The sequence below is a fragment of the Pseudomonas sp. OV226 genome, from assembly GCF_003148705.1.
Lineage (GTDB): Bacteria > Pseudomonadota > Gammaproteobacteria > Pseudomonadales > Pseudomonadaceae > Aquipseudomonas.
The window spans coordinates 1-13558 of sequence record NZ_QGGS01000034.1; the positions used below are offsets into that span (position 1 = coordinate 1).

10 protein-coding genes are annotated in these 13558 nt (G+C 56.8%); 4 read left to right on the forward strand and 6 right to left on the reverse strand.

Annotated elements, in window-relative coordinates; genetic code table 11:
* Nucleotides 1-1092 (forward strand): HlyD family secretion protein (locus C7534_RS30625; RefSeq protein WP_256594850.1); only part of this gene is annotated, 1092 nt, incomplete at its 5' end.
* A gap of 33 nt (nt 1093-1125) precedes the next feature.
* Entirely contained in the window at nt 1126-1320 is a 195-nt protein-coding gene (locus C7534_RS30630) for a hypothetical protein (RefSeq protein WP_109788072.1), read from the forward strand.
* A gap of 255 nt (nt 1321-1575) precedes the next feature.
* Here the strand turns inward: C7534_RS30630 and C7534_RS30635 are convergent, their stop codons facing one another.
* The 6 genes from C7534_RS30635 to C7534_RS30665 form a co-directional block, all read right to left on the reverse strand.
* Nucleotides 1576-1881 carry a PepSY domain-containing protein gene (locus C7534_RS30635; RefSeq protein WP_109788073.1) on the reverse strand — a complete coding sequence of 102 codons (306 nt, stop codon included), beginning with the start codon at nt 1879-1881 and terminating at the stop codon, nt 1576-1578.
* 232 nt (nt 1882-2113) lie between these two features.
* Complete coding sequence (locus tag C7534_RS30640; RefSeq protein ID WP_146206225.1) at nt 2114-2443, reverse strand: hypothetical protein; 330 nt, start codon at nt 2441-2443, stop codon at nt 2114-2116.
* Nucleotides 2444-2926: 483 nt separating this feature from the next.
* Nucleotides 2927-4213: an HlyD family type I secretion periplasmic adaptor subunit gene (locus C7534_RS30650; protein WP_109788076.1), complete on the reverse strand. Its 1287-nt coding sequence runs from the start codon at nt 4211-4213 to the stop codon at nt 2927-2929.
* 8 nt (nt 4214-4221) lie between these two features.
* Nucleotides 4222-6417 carry a type I secretion system permease/ATPase gene (locus tag C7534_RS30655; protein WP_158283944.1) on the reverse strand — a complete coding sequence of 732 codons (2196 nt, stop codon included), beginning with the start codon at nt 6415-6417 and terminating at the stop codon, nt 4222-4224.
* 165 nt (nt 6418-6582) lie between these two features.
* Entirely contained in the window at nt 6583-8064 is a 1482-nt protein-coding gene (locus tag C7534_RS30660) for a TolC family protein (RefSeq protein WP_109788078.1), read from the reverse strand.
* A 296-nt stretch (nt 8065-8360) separates the two neighbouring features.
* Nucleotides 8361-9125, reverse strand: a complete 765-nt coding sequence (locus C7534_RS30665; protein ID WP_256594851.1) for a response regulator transcription factor — start codon at nt 9123-9125, stop codon at nt 8361-8363.
* 479 nt (nt 9126-9604) lie between these two features.
* Between C7534_RS30665 and C7534_RS30670 the strand changes: the two genes are divergently transcribed.
* Nucleotides 9605-13150, forward strand: coding sequence for an ATP-binding protein (locus C7534_RS30670; RefSeq protein WP_158283945.1), 3546 nt, complete (start codon nt 9605-9607; stop codon nt 13148-13150).
* Between the two features lie 180 nt (nt 13151-13330).
* Nucleotides 13331-13552 (forward strand): hypothetical protein, encoded by a 222-nt coding sequence (locus tag C7534_RS30675; protein WP_109788080.1) that lies wholly within the window; start codon nt 13331-13333, stop codon nt 13550-13552.
* The last annotated feature ends 6 nt before the right edge of the window (nt 13553-13558 follow it).

A 13558-nucleotide genomic window follows, 5' to 3' on the forward strand; every position in this document is an offset into this window, starting at 1 on the left:
TCCCCAAACGGTGAGAGGCTCATGAAGATTCGTTTCGATAGTCAAAAAGAGCACAACCCCACTGAGGAGCATGGCCTGAACGTGCTCTACGCTCCGGGTAAGCGTATGGCATTTCGCCTACGTTGGTACTTGATCCTATTCTTGGTAGCTAGCCCTTTACTCTGGCTTTTCGGCAAGTTCTTCTATGGCGTCCTGGTGATTGACGCGCCGGCGCAACTGCTTTTGCCGATTCAGGAGGTGCGCTCACGAGATGCCGCTCGGGTCGAGCAGGTGTTCGTCACAGTGGGTGATCACGTGCAAGCCGACCAACTGCTGGTCAACCTCGACAATCCAGAGTGGCGTGCCCGGCTGTTACAACTTGCCGCCATGCCCGTTGAAGCTGCACGGCGTGGCGATTCCGATTTGGGTAGGAAAGAGCGTCAATTGCTCAAAGCCCGGGTGGGCAGGGCAGAGCAACGTGTTCAGCAGTTGGAGAGCCTGCTTCAGCAAGGCGCTGCCACTCGCGGTGAAGTGCTGGCCGCACAGGCCGAGCGCGATGGTTTTCGATCGGGTTTGTTGGCTTTCGAGCGTCGTGAGCAGACCGTTCTTCAATCGCCTCAAGGATTTGATCGAGAAGTGATCCAGCAAAATGCGGAACAACAATGGCTGAAGACACGGCTGGCCGCCTTGTTAGTGAAGGCGCCGCAGAGTGGTCGTATAGCAGAAGTGCTTGTTACTCCAGGTGAGAGCGTTGGCCCAGGAACGGTGCTGATGCGTCTGGAGCAGGTGACCGACCCATTGCTGTGGATTTACCTGGAGCCGCTTAACATCAACTATGCGCGGGCAGGTCAGCCTCTGAAAGTGCACATGCCCGATGGAGAGTGGCTGGATGCTCACGTGGTGCGGGCGGTAGACAGTGCCGCTCGCACGCCGACGGTGCTGCGTGGGCCATTTGCCGCGAGTGAGATGGGATTGCAGGTTGCAGCCAGGTTTGATCAACCATTGCCGGCACGGTGGAGAATCGATCAACTGCCATTGAGTGTTCATTTTCCCTATGATTGGCGGCGGATGCTGGGGGGAATCTCCCCTGAAATCAGTGTTCGTCAGAAGTAGGATTTCCGCCTAACCGGATCAAGGAAATTTTGCGTGAATACATCACGTTTTTCAGACAGCCAAATCATCGCCATTCTCAAGCTGGCGGCCGCTTTCGACTCAAAGAGCTCGCAGCGCATAGTGTCGCCGCGTCGGCCGGCGCTCTGGGACAAGGCTGACTCGATCCTAACGTACTATCAGGAGGCTGTAGCTCAAACCATGGTCAACAGCGAACAACTCGACAAATAGGAGGACTGGTACAAGCCGGTAAAACGCTTTAGGGGCGACCTCGGAGGTCCTTCATTTTCTCGCCCACCTTAAGTTAAGGCCCGACACCCGTCAGTTTTTCTTTTGTCTGTCTCGCCGACAAAAAACCTTCCACTTATTGAGGTCCAAGTACGTGCATATCCAGTGCTCTATGCAGCTCTGCAACACCGGAGTCTCAGATTCGAATGCATAAGAGCCATATGATACTCAGATCATATGGCTTTGTTTCAACTGAGATTACGTGTCTTGCCTGTTGCTCAAAACTTCTCCGGTAGCAGCATTGAGCTCTACATCCCACTCAATGCCATTGGAGTCGCGCAATTCAACTTGGTATTCGTAGCCATCGAAGTGGTTATCTAGGTCGGTATCGGTAATAGTCGTGCCAGGGTGTAGTTTCTGTGCGGTTTGGTTCAGCTCCTCCAGCGGCTTGATCTTGCCTTCTTTGACCAACTGCGGGATCCGATCCAATCGAACATCGGCTTGGGCCAAGCCTGCGGTGAGGATCAGGGCTGCTGCGGTGAACAGAGCTGTCATGGGGTTCATTTCATCTTTCCTTGGTTTAATAATTTTAAGTGAGAATCAGGTTGCTCGTTGGACCGCGCCCTTCCCGGGCGGGGCTTGTAGGCGTAAGGCCGGCCTCAGGGGTGAGTCGGAGTTCCGGCTTAATGCATCAGTTGGTTGGTACATAGGGCGGCATCTGCAGCATCGTGTGGCGACAGCGGTGCGAGCGCCTTGATCCGCTACCAGCACTGTCTTGGTGCAAGCGTTGAAGCATTTAGTCCAATGAGCCTCTCCACCAAAAGGAATGATTTGGTTGTCTGTCAGGCATCACATAATCTGAATCATCGACTAGATTGCCATTTTGGCAGGAGAGCTCCCCGTAACCGTTGTACAACGCCTCATTTATCTCGCGGGCTCGTTGTATCTTAATGACTTCCGCTCCTGTGCAGCTGTATCGTCGCCAGTAGCGCCGGGCTTCGCGCCAGTTGACCAGCAGCAGGGGAAACTTCATTTGGTACGCTGTGCCAATCAATTCAAATAGAAACATATCCCAATCACAGCAACGGCGATCAATCCATATCTCCTTGCAATTTTTATGGGGCATGTCGACTTTTCCTAATCGTTTGTCAGTCTCGTCAAATGTTGCACACACGCGCACCGCAATTTTCCTACTAGTAGGAGCTCATCGCATTTAGCTTGTGAGCGAACTGAACTTAAAAGATAAAGGTATCGACACCGCAAATATCGCCATTTTGCGACAAAGACAAGACCGTTTATGACAGTCGCAACCCAAGCGTTTTCTCGAACTTAATCGGGGGGGGGGGAGGGCGCAGAATTGAGGTGATCGAGTCTCGGACTCGAGACGATTTTCCGCTGTAGGCTCCATAGCCAATAAATGGAGTGCCGGCTTGACCCGGCAGTTCATCAAGGGAATTCCTAGAGGCCTCGTCTTGCCGTTTTTCTTCGGAATAAGCATCCTGCGAAACGGATGCGGTGTGTACGGTAGCCCCGTGTCCATTGATACAAAACGGATTCACTGAGCTCGCCACCAAGTTTCGAATAATCAGGGTTCGTTGAGGGATAACGTTTATTTCTCGTGAAACGCTTCCTGAACTCTCAAGATCGGCTGTAACAGGTAGTCCAGCATGGTCTTTCGACCTGTCAGGATGTCGACCGTGGCTGTCATACCTGGAATGATACGCAGCTCTTGGCTGCCGCCTTTAGTCAAACTATTGCCATGAGTGCGCACCATGACGCGATAGTAGGTGGTCTCTGCCCCAGGGCGATTCCTTGCCTCGTCGTCTTTCAAGGCACCAGGGCTGATGTGTTCAACGCTTCCCTTGAGTCCGCCGTAGGTAGAGAAGTCATAGGCAGACAATTTAATCATGGCATCCTGGCCCGGATGCAGGAAGGCGACATCGGCCGGTTTTACCTTGGTCTCCACCAGCAACGTATCGTCCAGTGGGGTTACCTCCATGATCTCAGCTCCTGGCTGGATGACGCCGCCTATCGTGTTAATCCGAATATTGTTGATGATACCGTTCACGGGCGAGCGCACCTCGGTTCGTTCCAAAGTATCGAGGCGCCCGGCCACTGTTTCCCCCAAGGTAGAAAGCTCGCCTTCGACTTTGGAGAGTTCAGCGCTGGCGTCGGATCGGTAGCGGTTGCGCCGTTCGATGATTTGTAGCTGCGCCTCATTGGCTTGACGCTTGAGTTTGAGCACCTCAGTGGCGGACAACAGGCCTTTGACGGACAACTCCTGAGCAATCCCTAGCTCCTGACTGACCAGTGCCCGTGCCTGATTGAAACCGGCGATGGACTCATCTAGCGCACGGCGCTTGGCGTTGTAGTTCTCCTGTTCACTGGTGACGATGGTCCGATCTACCAAAACTTCGGGCGGAAAAACCAGCTCTGTCCCTAGCGATTCGGCCCTCAAACGTGCCGCCTGGGCGCGCAGTGCTCGCACGCGGTTGGCGCTTTCCTTGAACGAAGCCTCAGCACGCGTGGGGTCGATGCGTGCCACGACCTGGCCTTTCTGGACCACGTCGGCCTCATGAACCAGTAGTTCTTGGAGGATGCCGCCCTCAAGGCTTTGCAGCACCTGTTCATGCGAGCTGGGCACGACGCTGGCAGTGCCTGTGGTGACTTCTTCGATCTGGAAGCAGGCCGCCCACAGGATTGCTGCTGCCAGCAGCGTAACTCCGCCCAAAGCCAGTATCAGCCAGCCGCTGGAGCGATCGTCGCGCACAGCGAGGGTGATCTCGTTGGAGAAATCATCGACGCTGTATTGATCTGCGTGCTGCGTTTTGAACTGATAGTTCGGCGCTTTGCCCGCTGACGCGGCTGCGAAGGTGGATTTTCGAAAAAATTTCATCATTGAGCTCAGTGTGCGAAGGTCGCGGTGGGTTGCCATGTCTTGGCGGCAGAGCGCAGCTCTGAACCGGAAGGGATTTTCCCACTGTTGAGTGCCTGGAGAATCTGCTCCTTCGGGCCATCGGCCACTTTAACTCCGTCGTCCATTACCACTATGCGTTCGACGAACTGCAGCAAGGCCGGCTTGTGGGTGACGATGATCACGGTGCGACCCTCCATCGCTGGTCCGAGTGCACTCATGAGCGTGCGTTCCGAGCCCATGTCCATGCCAGAGGTCGGTTCATCCAGAAGGAGCACGCTCGGCCGTGCGAGTAAAGCTCTCGCCAAGGCGATGGCTTGCTTCTGTCCCCCAGAGAGGGTATCGCCTCGTTCACCCACTGGCATTCCGAACCCCATCGGGTGCCGTGCCACGATATCGCTGACGCCGGTTAGCGAGGCGACATGCAACATTTGCTCATCGCTCGCATGGGGTGCCGCCATGAGCAGGTTGTCGCGCAGAGTGCCATACATCAGGCGCGGTTCCTGTGAAACCAATGCCACGTGTGAGCGCAGCTCGCCGGGATCGACCTGGCGGGAATCCACACCATTGATCACAATACGTCCCCCGGTCGGCTGATAGAGCCCGGCCAAGAGGCGCAAGAGGGTCGATTTGCCGCTGCCCATCTTGCCTAGAATGGCAATGCGCTCGCCTGGCCGCACGCTCAGCTCAAGGCCGTCTGCCACCGGGGGCAGCTCCTTCTTGTAACGGAAGCTGAGATCATGGCAGCGAAAGACCTCAGGTCCTTCGGCAGGCAATTGCACGTATACCTGTTTAGGCGAGCGATCCTTCGGTTTCGCCATGACTTGCTCAAGAGAAGCCAGCGAGGTACGCGCTTGCTGTAGGCGCACTGCCATTGCAGCCAGCACACCGATCGGTGCGATGGCACGGGCACTGAGTGTCATAGTGGCGATGATGCCGCCCATCGAGATAGTGCCATCGCCGACCAGATATGCGCCCCACAACAGCAGCGCCACCGTGCTGAACTGTTGAAACGACTGCAGCAGTGTCGTCGCCCAGCTGCTGAGAAAGCGTGTTTGCATGGAGAGCTGCGCCAGTTGCACGCTGGCCGCGTCATGCCGACTCGCGATCCAGCTTTCAGCTCGCAGAGCTTTGATCGTTTCTAGGTTGTCCAGGCTTTCCACCACAAGGCCGTGACGGTTGCTGGCGACTTTCATCGAGTTCTGCGAATCTCGCTTGAGCGGGATCTGGATCAACAGGGCTAGCGCTACGACGGCCAACATAGTGCCCACAACTACCCAGACCAATGGTCCAGCCACCAGGTATATAACCAGCAGAAACAACAGTGCGAACGGCAGATCCGCGACAGCCGTCAGTGTGGCCGAAGTCACCATGTCACGAACAGTTTCGAAACTTTGCACGACATTTGCAAAGGCACCGCTGGACTGCGCACGGCTTTCCAAACGGGTGGCGAGTACGTGGCGGAAAATCTTCGCACCCAGGATTAAGTCGATTTTCTTGCCCGCCCGGTCCAGCACCCAAGCACGGCCCACGCGCGCGCCGAATTCGAACAGGAGGGCCAGGCTGACGCCGATGGCCATTGTCCACAACGTTACATATGCCTGGTTGGGCAGGACCCGGTTGTAGACGCTCATCGTGAAGATGGACATTGCCAGTGCGAGCACATTGATGACCACCGAAAGTGCAACGGCTTCGGCAATGAAGCGCTTGAATCGCCAGACGGTACCCCAAAACCAGTGCTTTTCCTGAACCCTGACCAGCTCATCCGAGCGGTTGTCCACCCGTGTTTCGGCCTTGAATAGCAGCGCATTGCCGCTATAGCTCATGCGCAGCGCAGCGGTCTCGACGGCCACCGGCTCATCGCCCAAAGAAGGGTCGACGACCCGGCAGTGCGTTTCACCCAAGCGGTAGAGTACAACCAGCCGCTCCTCCAGCAGGAGAATTGCCGGAAGATTCGACGGCTTCAGCGCCTCGAAATCGACTTCATGCCATCCCGCATACAATCCATGGCGCCGCAGTGCATCCACACTCCATTGGCGTGAAACACTGGCGTTAGCCCCGTGGAGGTCTTGGATCGAAGGGGCGCTGGGCTGGTTATCGCCGAGATCATGCAGACTTAGAGAGTGGCCTGCCTGTCTCAATGCTGCACGCAGACAGCGCAGCATTGACGAGTTGCCCAGGTCCAAGGGTGGGGCGCTCTGCTGGTCCGATGTGTTACTAGTGTCGGCCTTCGCCGGCCTATGCATGTCCACGACTTTCATATTACTACCCAAAAGTGCTCGCTAGGCTCAACGTCAGCCGCGTAGCGAGGCAAATAAAAAGACTTTCCTGTAGGCGTTGCGACACTCTGATCACTTCAGGTTCGGTAACCCGGCCGCAGGCGTCGCCGACAAAGTGCTGTTGAGGCTGGCGCGTAATGCTTGAGCGTTCCGCGGGTTCTGCGCGGCGGAAGTATTTCCCGCTGGGCGATGCTTTCCGGTGGCGTTCGCGATATCGGCAAGGCGTGGTGTTTGCCAAGGGCGGCTTACGTCGGCCAGATCGGAAAGTTGGCCGAGGGCAGACATGATCAGCCACTGTGAGCTCAGGTACTGGATGCGCTGCTCTTCGTAGCTGATGCGGGCATTGTAATATTCGCTATCGAAACCCATTAGGTCGGTCAAGGGGCGGCGTCCAGCGAAGAACTGCTCCTCACCTGTTGCGCGCATCCGGTCTGCGGCGTCCACTGCCGCTTCCAATTCGGTAAGCTGCTGCTTGCGAATCGGCAGTGCAACCCACAAGCGCTGAAACTCCTGCTGCAATTCACGACTTGCATTTTCCACGGCAGATTCCGCCGCCGCCGCGTGTTGCGCTTGGCTGTGCGTGTTGGCTGCTCCGCCGCCGCCGTCTAGCAACGACAGGTTGCTACTGAGTTGGACCACCACACTGCCAAACTCCATTCCGCCGTTCTGTCGGTCGCGCTGGCTTTGCGCGCGAACATCGATGGTCCAGCGTGGGCGATTCCATTTCGAGGCCGCATCGAGTGCTGCAAGCGACTCGTCCTGGTGCGCGCGCGCGGCGAGCAACTCAGGGTGGTTTAGCAAAAGTTGTTCGGCTTGTTCTTCGGACTGGGGTAGCAACATCATTCGGCTCAGGTCCGGCAAGTCATGAGTCAAGGTCACCGGTTGGTGCAAAAGGTTGGTGATCTGCTTCCATGCTTCATGCTCGCCAATGGCGCGGCCTTCGCGGTTGGCCATGGCCGATGCAAGTCTAGAGTCGACTTGATGGACTTCAGAGGCTCTTCCCGGATCAATTCGGGCGATGGCCGAGACCTTGTCACGCAACGCTTGCAGAGTGTTGACTTGCTCCTGGAGAATATTGCCGGTGACATGTTGCGAAAGGGCGGTCGTATAAAGGGTTGTCAGCTGCTTGTTGATGATTTCGCGCTGCCATTTGACGCTAGCCAGCGATGCCTGATAGGCGGCGCTGCGTTCATTCACAGTCGCATCGAGTCGGCCATGGTCGTAAAGCAGCTTATTCGCCGAGACGAAAGGCGAGAAAAGCTCGTCGTGGTATCCCGGCTGGTCCGTGTAGCTCCGCGAGTCGATGCCCGCATTGACATGCACTTTTCCTTCAGCCTTGGCCACGGTGATATCTGACTCGCTCGCATTGGCTTCAGACCTTGCCGCCGCTACGGACGGATGTTCACCCGTCATGCGTAGCAAGTCTGGAAGCTCTTCGCAGTAGGCGCGTGGACTGGACAGGCATAGAGCGATGCTGGCCATGCCGATGTAAAGAGTCGGCGGCTTCGAAAATCGCCGCCAACGCTTTTGAACACCGAAAAATCTAAATCGCATGTCATTCTCCCGGCAACTTCAGATAGGAAGTGCCACTGGGGCAAATTCTATGAAGCGGCCTAGGGGATGTATTTAGGATTCGTCCTATACGCGTGCAGACTTGTACTATCTGGTCGCGCGGTCTGACATGCCGCCAGAGGATGGCTCGGGGTGCTAGGGCTGCGCCGGGAGCCTGAAGCGGATAGCCGTGAAATCGGATGGTGCCCGTATGACTTGAGCCAAGCGAGGGAGAATAAACTGCAGGGTGATGTTGCGGTTCTGTCGGATACGGCAAAGGTACTGCGCCCAGGGGCTGCTTACTCCTTGTCGGCCTCTTTCTGAACGCTGGGGTGAGCCTCAGGCAGAGTGCCTGTTAGAGAGGTGAAGCCGAATTCCTGGGCAAAACGGAAGATGTCAGCATCGCGTTCGATTCCGAGTTTTCGCATAGCGCTCATCTTTTGTGCGCTGATTGTTTGCTTGCTGCGGTGCAGTTGTTCGGCAATCTCTTTGACCGTGTGGCCTGCCACAAACAGTCGCACCACTTCGGCTTCTCGCATTGTGAGCGCATTCGTACCGTCAAACCAGTCTGTGATCAGGCCCGAGCGAGTACCACTGGGAAGGGCGCTGGGCGAAAAATAGATCGCACCTCTTCCAACTGCGTCGATAGCCGCCACGAGGTGAGCGATATCGTCTGCCTTGCTAAGTACCGCCTTTACGCCCAGGTTCGACATTTCCCTGGTAACGGCAGGATTGTCCAGCATTGTGAAAACAATGATGCACAAGGCGGGAAAGCGTCGGCGCAGGAATGACAGCAGTGATATACCATCGCCAAATTGGCCGCCGGGCATGGCGTAATCGGTGATGAGAATGTCGCAGGGTATACGTGCCAGCAATTCGACAATTTCTGTTGAATTGCTGGCGGTGCCGACCACCTGCAGAGAGGGGATGGAACTCAATTTGTACGATATACCGGCGAGCACCGCAGGGTGATCATCGGCCAGCACCAATTGAAGTTTTGTTTTGATCATCGAGTAGTCCGACTGAGTGAATGCCATACTACGGGCGAGGGTATAGCCGCTCATTTACAACTCTGATACAGAGTAGACGTTCTGAGGTCAGGGGGTACGCGCACGTTATCACCCGAGCTAGACTCGGTACTGTCCTCGCTGACCGCGCTAAATTGAACCGCCATTCGTTTGGATTGACCACGAACGAGCGATAGTAGCACTGTCCTTTTTCTCTCGGAAGGCTTGTGTCTCTGGGCTTGCCGGCGCCGATTGCTTTTCTTAGATTGCAGCTTCAGACAGATGGCCGAGTAAACGCCAGACTCACTGGATTGCAGGGTTCAGCCTGGTTGGCCCCAGAATGTCGATTGGGTGGTATTTCTGCCTCCAACATGTCATACCCCGGAGGCGGCGTATCCTGGGGGCTATGTAGTCAACTAACAGCCCGAGGCACAACAATGGCTACGCCCCGTCACTTCCGCCGTCTTGCAAGCTGCCTTCTATGCCTTCAATTCCTACTGCTCGCTGATGCGACAGCGACTGTCGAGCCATTCCCTGTGCGTATTGTCAGCAATATGCGTGTTGCCCGCGATGCCCTGCCGTTGAATACAGAGGAGTCCCAATGGCTGGCGCAGCACCATACGCTCACGATCGGCGTCGTCTCGAACGAAATGGTGCCCTTTGACATTATCGGACTGAGCAACGAATACGAAGGTATCTCGGCAGACTACCTAGGAGCCATCGCGGCTATGCTCGGGGTGACGCTGCAGGTCCGCACTTTCCTCACCGTCGAGCAGGCAAGCGAAGCACTCGCGGCAAATGAAGTCGATCTTCTTCCTTCGATACCGACGCAATGGTGGGGCAGCGGTAGGCTCACCAACCCCTACATCCCGGCCAGATTGGTCCAGGTGACCACGCCAGGCAAGCACCTGAACCCGCAGGCAGAGGTTACCGTGGGTTATGTTCGAGGACATGCCATGTCGCAAATCCTGCAGCGTGCGTTTCCGCACGCACGCCTGCAACCTTATGCAAGCACCTTCTTGGGGCTATCAGCCGCAGGCTCCGGCAGCATTGATGTGTTTGTCGATTACGGCGCCAGCGCTGCATACCTGATCGACCAATACCAATTGCTGTCTTTGCGCCCGGTGGAGCTGGAGGCGCCGGATATGCAGTTCCATTTCGCTGTGGGTACGGACAATGCCATGCTGGCGCGGTTGATCGATCGCGCATTGGCGGCACTCCCTGTGCGCGCCCGTAGTGAGGTTAAGGCACGCTGGACGCCAAACTACGATCCGAGCGACGTGTCCTCGAACGTCAGCTTGTCGGAGGCCGAGCGCCAGTGGATCGCGACCCATAGGGTCGTGCATTACGCGGCGGTGCATGACCGCATGCCATTTATCTTTCTCGACGCGGCTGGCCATCTGGGTGGCCTGAGCATTGAGTTGCTTGACCTGATTGCCGATAAAACGGGCCTAATCTTTCGTCCGGTTGACCAAGGGCAAGCCGACACAGCGAGCATCGATATGCAGCCAGTCGCCATACGAGACATGACACCCGAGTCGGGCATGGTCGTTACCGATGGTTACTTTCGTGGCTACTGGGTGGTTGTTTCGCGCGTCACCAGTGCCGATCACATCCGCCTAGAAGACCTGGCGGGCAAGCGCATCGCCTACCTACCTCCAAATGGAGTCGTCGAGCAAATCAAGGAGCGCATTCCAAGCGTTCAACTGCACCCTGTAAAGTCGATCAGCGACAGCTACAAACTGGTGGTATCAGGGGATGCCGATGTTACGGTTGGCAACATCAATACAGCGAACTATTTTGTCCGCTACTACGGCGACCTCCTGAAAGTCGCGGGCGGTATCAGTGAGGCCCCCGTGGACATCGCTTTCGGGGTGCGTTCGGACAAGCCTGAGCTGGTGAACATCATCAATCGAACGCTGGAAACTCTATCACCAGAGGATATGTGGCGTATGCGTTCCCACTGGATGCACGTGCGCCCGTCCGATATTGACTGGGCCCGCTATTACCCTTGGTTTTTCGGAGGCGCCGGAGGCCTATTGGCATGCTTTGCCCTGTTCTTGTTGTGGAACCGGTCCTTGCAGCGCCAGATCTACTTACGCAAGCGCAGCGAAGACAAGTTGCGCGATGAACTGGCGTTTCGTAATGCGATGGTGGATGCCATCCCGCAGGCCATTGCTGTGCGTGATCGCGATCTCAGGTTGGTGACTTGTAATGCGATGATGGAGCATTTGTACGGACTGCGGCGCGACGAATTGTTCGGGCGCAGCGTTTCAGAGCGACCTTTACCCGGCAAGACCAAGGCGCAATCGAACGAGACTGAACAACGTTATCGGGCCGTGCTCGAGAAAGGTGCGCCGATAAGCCTGGACATCGATTTGGTCGTCGCGGGGGTGCCGGCGAAACTGTCCCATTGGGTCTCCCCGGTCGTGCTGCAGGCAGGTGATCCTCCTGTTGCGCTCATTTCAGGGCTGACCGACGTGACCCCACGTCAGCGTCTGCTTGAAATGGTCGAGGCGGCCAGGACCGAAGCAGAAATGGCGAGCCGCGCCAAGTCGAATTTCCTGGCCACCATGAGCCACGAGATCCGCAGTCCGATGAATGCCGTTCTGGGCGTCCTTGAGTTGCTGCAGTGCAAGACCCGCCTGGATGAGGGAGACCGCACCTCCATTGAGCTAGCCTACAGCTCTGCTGCCTCGCTACTGCGACTACTCGACGACATCCTGGATATATCGAAAATCGAGGCCGGCGGTTTGGAAATCACGGCTCACACAGCGCGCCTCGGCCCCCTCGTCGAGGAGGTTGTCGCCGTCTTCGCCAGCCTGGCTCGCCAGCGCGGCTTGCGCATCAGCGTATTCATCGACCCCGCCATCTCGGCGTGGCACCACGTTGACAGTCTGCGATTTCGCCAGATCGTGAATAACCTCGTCAGCAATGCGATCAAGTACACCGACGCTGGCGAAGTACGGGTCAATCTGCGACGGAGCGGGGGTGACGCAAATTGCGAAACAGTCGTCCTCGAAGTGGAGGACACTGGCATCGGTATGGGGCCGGATGAACTGGCGAACCTTTCCATCCCATTCTACCAGGCTGAGGCAGCGGGCCCGCGCACGGAAGGGGGGACTGGACTGGGCTGGCCCATCGTGCATCGTCTGTGCTGTTTAATGAACGGTGAGGTTATTGTGGATAGCGAACCTGGCAAAGGCACTTGTGCCCGGATCACATTGACTCTTCCGCTTTCCGAGCCGCCAACCCAAGATTCCCCGTCCACTGCCGATGTGCCCGCACTAGCAGAAGCGGGCCCACAGTGGGGTAAGTTCAAGGTGCTGGTGGTGGACGACCACTTGGCGAACCGTATCGTGCTGCAGTGCCAATTGGCACATTTAGGTTTTCGCTGCGAGCAGGCGCAAAACGGTGAGATCGCTTTGCAGATATGGCGCGAGGGCGGCATCGATCTGGTGCTGACCGACTGCACGATGCCGGTGATGGACGGTTACCAGCTTACCGCCGCCATCCGCGCCGAAGAACGCTTGAGTGGGGCGATACGTTGTCCGATCCTCGGTTGCACGGCCCATACGCAGGAAGATCGCCTGAACCTTGCCTTGCAGGTCGGGATGGACGAATGCCTGACCAAGCCTCTCGAAGTCGCGCAATTGCTGGCCGCGCTCGCCCGCCATCTGTCCAGCGACGTCATTCCTGCACCAGAGTTGCCCGTGCCCAGCAGCAACGCTGTCGTGCCACCAGCCTTCGACCTTCGTTTGCTGCAAGCGTTTTTCGGCGGAGCGAATGACGCTGAAGTGCATTTTCTGGAAGTGCTTCACCAAACCAATACGAGCGATCTGGTGACCTTGCAGAACTTCATTGGCAGCGCTTCGCTTGCCGAAGCTTCGGCCTGTTGCCATCGCATCAAGGGGGCTGCGAGGCTGATAGGGGCCGCGCAAGTCTGTGGCGATTGCGAGGCGCTCGCCGACGCTATCCGCCGCGATGAAGCTGATGCCATCGCGGGTGCGGCCGATGCCATCGCGACCAGTGTGGAGCGCCTCAATCTCGCAATCACCACGCACCTATCCAGCTATCGCTGAGCCGTTTGAGCGTCATCCAGGCGCCAGCCTGTTGCTACTTTCGCCCCCCGCTGACGGCAGGCGGCGCAGGCGCTTCAGCTTCGATTAGGACAGACCCAAGCCATTTTAGGACTCGTCCTAATTTCAAGGCGTCGGCGTCTTTCTATGCTCGTCCTGAAGAATTCTTAAGGTTTCGAGCGTATGTCCAAGGAAGACTTTTCCGCCAGCTACAAAGTACTGCTTTTGTATGGTGCATTGAGCGAGGCAGATACCCAATTCTTCATGGCAACTCTGCATACGTACCTGCTCGCATCGCCGCGAGCCCGACGGACGTTGCTGCAGGTATGGCAGCGGGAGCTGAATCGCCTGCTGGAAAGCTCACCTGAGAAAGCGTCTTGCAAATTGAAGTCGCCCGTGTCCTGAGCTGGC

Bases quoted from the DNA above. Each gene is read 5' to 3' on its own strand.
- C7534_RS30635 (WP_109788073.1), bottom strand. From the start codon at position 1,881: ATGAACCCCATGACAGCTCTGTTCACCGCAGCAGCCCTGATCCTCACC.
- C7534_RS30640 (WP_146206225.1), bottom strand. From the start codon at position 2,443: ATGCCCCATAAAAATTGCAAGGAGATATGGATTGATCGCCGTTGCTGT.
- C7534_RS30650 (WP_109788076.1), bottom strand. From the start codon at position 4,213: ATGAAATTTTTTCGAAAATCCACCTTCGCAGCCGCGTCAGCGGGCAAA.
- C7534_RS30660 (WP_109788078.1), bottom strand. From the start codon at position 8,064: ATGCGATTTAGATTTTTCGGTGTTCAAAAGCGTTGGCGGCGATTTTCG.
- C7534_RS30665 (WP_256594851.1), bottom strand. From the start codon at position 9,125: ATGAGCGGCTATACCCTCGCCCGTAGTATGGCATTCACTCAGTCGGAC.
- C7534_RS30675 (WP_109788080.1), top strand. From the start codon at position 13,331: ATGTCCAAGGAAGACTTTTCCGCCAGCTACAAAGTACTGCTTTTGTAT.